The sequence below is a fragment of the Microcoleus sp. B7-D4 genome (assembly GCF_036705125.1).
Classification (GTDB): Bacteria; Cyanobacteriota; Cyanobacteriia; order Cyanobacteriales; family Microcoleaceae; genus Microcoleus.
The window spans coordinates 1-3672 of the sequence record NZ_JAUBTT010000217.1 but is presented as its reverse complement, the minus strand read 5'-3'; the positions used below and the strand labels follow the sequence as shown (position 1 = coordinate 3672).

At 46.0% G+C, this 3672-nt stretch carries 3 protein-coding genes; 2 read left to right on the top strand and 1 reads right to left on the bottom strand.

The window, feature by feature from the left end:
* Both QUB12_RS36850 and QUB12_RS36845 read left to right on the top strand, forming a co-directional pair.
* A partial coding sequence (locus tag QUB12_RS36850; protein WP_333140268.1) for a DALR anticodon-binding domain-containing protein occupies window positions 1–850 on the top strand: 850 nt, incomplete at its 5' end.
* A gap of 704 nt (window positions 851–1554) precedes the next feature.
* Window positions 1555–3084, top strand: coding sequence for an MFS transporter (locus QUB12_RS36845; protein WP_333311035.1), 1530 nt, complete (start codon window positions 1555–1557; stop codon window positions 3082–3084).
* Between the two features lie 190 nt (window positions 3085–3274).
* Here the strand turns inward: QUB12_RS36845 and QUB12_RS36840 are convergent, their stop codons facing one another.
* Window positions 3275–3523 (bottom strand): hypothetical protein, encoded by a 249-nt coding sequence (locus QUB12_RS36840; RefSeq protein ID WP_333311032.1) that lies wholly within the window; start codon window positions 3521–3523, stop codon window positions 3275–3277.
* Window positions 3524–3672 lie beyond the last annotated feature (149 nt).

Here is a 3672-nt window from a genome sequence, read left to right as displayed (position 1 = left end):
TCTCAAGAACGGGCAAGATGCCCGTTCCACAAGAGATGAATTTTCTTGTGGAACAGGCATCTTGCCTGTTCCTAAACAAGTAATTGAGAATGGTGCAATATTTCCATTAAATCGGAGTAAAGATAGCGCGCGGGTGCTGTACGTGTCTGCGATCGCCCTGAAATTGGCTAAAAGTTGGCAGCAGACACCGCAGACAATCGCGGCACAGTTGGCTGAAACTCTCCAACCGCTGTGCTACCCAGATTTCGCCGTTAAAGTAGCGCCGGCGGGAATTATTGAGATGGAGTTGACTGATGCAGGTTTAGCCGTCTGGTTGCAGCGTTTAGCTCAAACGAACCTCCCCATTCCCGAATCTCGAATATTATCTTCTGTTGTATGTGCCGATCGACTGTTTCCCATTCAGTACAGCCACGCGCGCTGCTGTTCCCTGCTGCGAATGGCCCACCGCGATCGGATAATTGCGATCGCCCAGCCAGATGTCGCTACAGCGCCGCAAATTTGGTCGCTGGCGAGTCCAAATCCTATCCCTTGGATTGACGAGGGCGATCGACTGCGGTTAGTGCATCCTGCAGAACGCCGTTTAATATCGCAACTGTTAACAGTGCTAGACAATTTATCTCCTCCTTTTGAGGTAAATAACCGCGAAAAACCTGTCAATTATTTCAAATTAGCCAATAGTTTGAGCGAAGCATTTCAGATTTTTTACAGCCAGTGCCGAATTTGGGGAGAAGTTAAAATAGAACAGCCAAAGCTCGCCCAAGCTCGATTAGGTTTAATATTAGCAACTCAATCTTTGCTGCGATTTATCCTAGAAGACTTATTGAACGCTCTTGCTCCTTTAGAACTGTGATTATCTTCTCATTTTTAGCAACCTTTATTCATACTAATATGTGGGTTTATTAAAGTTACATTGACTTATTCCATCTGAAAAGCTCTCTATTTTATCGGGTTCACCCTGAAGAAACCAGTAACCTAATGTCGCATAGAAAATTTATAAAAAATTAGCTATTTATTGATTAATACGGTTCAGTTAAGCCCGATCCCCCGGCGCCTAGGGCGGGCACGGGGAGTAGGGGTAGCACCGCCCCTACGAAGGGGAGTAGGGGGTGGGACAAGAACTTACTCAAAGTCAACCCCTACTCCCCAACAATCAGGGGGATCTCCGAGGAATAAACAATTTAACTGAACCTTATTAATTAATTAATTAATTAATTATTAATAATGCAATTAATCATAATTCTGTAATTGGGGCATTCTTATTTTATCTAATTTATTTAAGTAATCTTTCTTTTTGCTTTTGAGAGCGATAACTTTTAGATCAATACGGTTCAGTTAAGCTCGATCCCCCCTACTAGCCCTCCTTAAAAAGAGGGATATCAGAACTTACTCAAAGTCCTCCTTCTTAAGGGGGATTTAGGGGCATCTCCGAGGAATAAATAGTTGTAACCCAAGCCTATAGACTTTTAGCTTGCATCTATGGCTGTGCTCCTTAAAATACTTAATCTTATGTTATACAATTAAGCTGCGTAGCAGCTTATCTATTGGCTATCCAGTATGCTCGAAAAACAAGAAGATTACAGCTTAGTAGGAACGAATCCTCTAGAACTTCAGGAAATCCAAGAGGATATAGCCTTACCAGAGACGGTACTTCTGACAAATGGGCATCTAAAACTTTCCAAACCGGAAACTCGATCGAGCCTCAGAGCACTAACTTTGGACGGTGTTTTCGCTACGCTTTTTTACAGCATCATCGGCGGCGCGTTGCTCAGTAATTTCTTGCTCGATTTGGGGGCTGGTCCAGTCGAAATTGGTATGCTCTCCTCCATTCCTCAACTGGTAAATCTGCTCCAACCGTTCGGAGCTTATATAGCAGACCGAACACAGAGCCGCCACTGGTATTCCTTCTACATTTTCGGAATGTCGCGACTGCTGTGGCTGATTCTCGTGCCAGCCCTTTGGTTGGGAGGCTCATTTCATCTGGCCCGACATCAGGTTGTGCAGTTGACATTGGCAATCATCTGGGTAAGTCAAGTCTTAGAATCTTTAGGTCGGGCTTCCTTCTTGAGCTGGTTGGCGGCGTTAGTACCTCAGCGGTTGCGCGGGCGGTATTTTGGCTTTCGCAATAGTGCTGTCAGCTTGACGAATCTCATTGGTGTGCCGTTGCTGGCTCTAGTGGTATCGAACTGGCCCGGTGGAAAGCTCCAAGGTTACAGTGCCATCTTGGTTTTAGGAATTGTGCTTGGTCTCATCAGTCTAGGTTGTCAGTTCTTTATGACCGATGTGAACCCAAAGCTTGTACAGGTTACGCATTCAGATACAGGCGAAAAATCATCCACAGGGACAATTTTTAGCTTTCTCAAGGAAGCCAATTTTTTAAAGTTTTTGCTTTACTCTGGTCTATGGAGCTTTGCCGTTAACGTCAGCGCGCCCTTCTTTAACCTTTACTTGCTAGATGACCTAAAGATAGATGTCAGCGTGGTAACGCTCTATAGCAGCTTAGGTGCTGGTGCTAACTTGCTGATGCTGGTTTTTTGGGGGAAGCTGGCTGACCGGGTTGGGAATCGCCCGATTATGCTAGTAGTGGGAGTTTTGGTGGCTCTGACCCCTCTACTGTGGCTAGAAGGTGGAACGGCTCCAATTTTCCTATGGGTGTGGTTCCCGCTGTTGCACATCATCGGCGGTGGGACGTGGGCGGCGATCGACTTGTGCAGTGGTAATCTGATGATGTCGGTGGCACCACTGTTGAATCAGTCGATATACTTTGCGATCGCGGCCGCGGTTCCTGGTGTCACTGGGGCAATGGGAATCACCGTGGGTGGCTTTCTCGCCACTTTGACCAATCTCGGTGGCTTGCCAGGGGTGTTTGCGCTCTCAGCCGTTTTACGACTGGTGGCTCTCCTGACCTTGGTTTTTGTTCGCGAGCAGCGTTCTGTGTCTTTGGGTAAGTTTTGGCTGCTCTTGTTGCCAGCTTGGTGGAGAAGAGTGGCAATTGAACCTGGAGACATCAGGTTTCAACCATTAATAGTTGAACAGTTGGACTGTCCACATGAAAGCTCATGCGATCGCTCTTCAACTCTTGATTGATTGTACGGCACAAGAGTCCGAAAATAATTCCTAAAAGAGTTTATTAACCATTTTTAAAGTGTTAAAATACTCATCAGATAATCTCAGATGTGACGGTTGTTGGGTCGCTTTTTTTCATAAATATAAAGTCTGGCTACTCGGATAAGTTTTGAATGGTATCTAATTATTTTTTGGGTGCGTTCAACATTTTTTACGATGCCGATCGAGTTTTGAGGAACGATCGCCAATTCTCCGGCTTGTCGATCGCTTCTGGAACGACGATGCTCAATTTCATCAGTTGACGATCGGCTGTTATCAGTTTTTTGAGAATACAGGGGTTCTCAGGAAAGTAAGGTACTCTTCCTGCGCGGGCCAATGCCCCATGCCCCATGCCCCATGCCCTGCGCGGGCCAATGCCCCATGCCCCATGCCCCATGCCCTGCGCGGGCCAATGCCCCATGCCCCATGCCCTGTTTGCCCAAGAACACCTCATGTTACCGAAAATTTTGGGTTTAAAGCCCCGTCCTTTTAGGACGGCTTTTTATTCTGGTTTATGTTAAGATAAAGACAGTAAATATCAAAAACAAATGAAAGCTAGATATCGCTACC